At 68.9% G+C, this 2,073-nt stretch carries 2 protein-coding genes; both read right to left on the bottom strand.

Going from position 1 to position 2,073, the window contains the following annotated elements:
* Positions 1-65 precede the first annotated feature (65 nt).
* On the bottom strand, positions 66-962 hold the full coding sequence (locus tag JQK15_RS26370) for an NAD(P)-dependent oxidoreductase (protein ID WP_214869601.1): 897 nt from the start codon (positions 960-962) through the stop codon (positions 66-68).
* Positions 963-1,026: 64 nt separating this feature from the next.
* Positions 1,027-2,073 (bottom strand): LysR family transcriptional regulator (locus tag JQK15_RS26365; protein ID WP_214869599.1); only part of this gene is annotated, 1,047 nt, incomplete at its 5' end.

Raw genomic sequence — 2,073 nt, 5'->3', positions numbered from 1 at the left:
CTCGCGCCAGGCGTCATGCCCCTTGGGCAGCACGGTATAATGGCCGTGGCAGTCGATAATCATGGTCATGCCGCGTCGGCCTTTCCTGTCTGTTCTGCTTTTGCTTGGATGATGCTGTCGATCTTGGCGCCCAGCCCTTCGGGCGGCGTCTTGAGCCCCAGCGCGCCGATCGCCTGCTGGCGCTCGACCGTGCCGCGCGTCATCGCGGAACCGGTGCCAAGGCCATCGAGCGTCTTGACCACCTCCGCCATCTCGGCCGCGCGGCGCAGTCCGTGAACCATCATGCGGTCGAGATTATAGTCGGCGCGAATGTCCCAGGGACGCGGCTTCTCGCTGGCGTCGAGCGATCCGATCACCTCGTCCAGCACGCCCGCCGCATCGGCCGCCAGCATGCATTCGGCGGTCAGCGCTTCCAGCCCCTTGACCATCACCGACCGGATCATCTTGATCGCCGACGCCCGGCCGACGGCCTCCCCGACGACGCGGATATTGGTGAAGCCCAGCCGCGCCAGCCCTGCTCGCGCGGCATCGGCATGGGCGCCGCTGACCAGCAGCGGCACGTTCAGCCGGGCCGGATCGACCGGCGCCATGACGGCAACATCGACATAATGGCCACCGGCCGCCTCGATCGCGCGGGCCGCCGCCTGCTTGGTTTGCGGCGCGACGCTGTTGAGATCGCAATAAAGGGCGCCGGGGGCGATATGGGCGGCGGCGGCCTGCGCAACGGCCAGCGCCTGGTCGGCGGTAACGAGCGACAGGATGAAGGGGACGGGCGCGACGGCATCGGCCAGCGTCGGCACGGCCCGGACGCCGGCCCTTGCACAGCGTGCCAGCATCGCATCGCGGGTGGCGCCGACATCTGTCTGGATATCATAGACGCGGGCCGCGTCGATCCAATCCCCCGCCACAGCAAAGGTGGACCCTGCCTCGCCAAATCCGATCAGACCGATTTCCTGCTCCATGTCGGGTTGGATGACGGATCCTGTCTGATGCCGCCAATCGAATCCGCTGGATCAGTATAAGATTTTACGAATTCATATGCGCCGCAGCATGATCGATCGCGGCCATGAACTGCTGCTGCAACCGGGTCGGGCGCCAGTCAGCCCGCGTGGTGAGGCCGATGGTCCGGCTGATCGCGCCGGGTGCCGGGCCGATATCGATCAGCAGCCCCGCCTCCAGCTCCAGCGCCAGCTGATCGTGCGACAGCAAGGTCAGATACTCGCCGCCGACCAGCAATTGCCGGATCGTCATCACCGATCCGCATTCGATCGGCACCGCCGGCAGATCGCCGCCCAGCGCCGCGAACATCGCCTGCCACAATTGCCGCAGCGGCGTGCCTTCCGGCGGCAATATCCAGGGATAGCGGCGCAGCGCATCGGCGTCCCAGCCCGCCGCCAGCACATGGCCACGCCGCGCCAGGATGGTCGGCCGATCCTCGAACAAGGGCCGTTGCGTCAGGTCCAGCGCCATGGCGGGATCGCGCAGCGCGCCGACCATCATGTCGATTTCGCCATCGCGCAGCGGGCCGACCAGTTCGGCATGCGATCCTTCATGCACGCTGATGTCGACCAGCGGGAAATCGGCGCGGAACCGGGCGATCGCATCGGGGATCAGGCGCGCGCGCGACAGCGGCATCGCGCCGACCAGGATGCGCCCGCCTTCCTGCCCGCGCAGGTCGGCCAGATCCTCCAGCCCCTGCCGCAATTCCGCCAGCGCCAGCCGCAGCCGCTGCGCCAGCAGCGTCCCGGCCCTGGTCAGCATCACGCCGCGCCCGCGCCGGTCGACCAGCCTTTGTCCCAGCGCCAGCCCCAGATCACCGACCGCCCGATGCAGCGAAGGTTCGGCCACGCCGGTTGCCACCGCCGCCGCGGCATAGCTGCCGCCGCGCGCCAAGGCGACGAAGGCGCGCACCTGCGCCGCCGTCACCCGATTGCTGCCGATCAGGCGCAGCGCCGCATCGATCCGGGGCTTCAGCCGTTCCGCCGGTTCCAGCGCGACCATGCCGCCGGGCTGGCGCGCGAACAGCGGCAGGCCCAGTTGCGCCTCCAGCTTGGCGATCCCCTGGGTCACCGC

This window comes from Sphingobium sp. BHU LFT2 (assembly GCF_018604485.1).
In the GTDB taxonomy this organism is placed as follows: domain Bacteria; phylum Pseudomonadota; class Alphaproteobacteria; order Sphingomonadales; family Sphingomonadaceae; genus Sphingobium; species Sphingobium yanoikuyae_A.
This window is presented reverse-complemented; position numbering and strand designations above follow the sequence as displayed.

What these genes read in the sequence shown, in the direction of transcription:
- JQK15_RS26370 (WP_214869601.1), bottom strand. Translation starts at nt 962, where the DNA reads ATGGAGCAGGAAATCGGTCTGATCGGATTTGGCGAGGCAGGGTCCACC.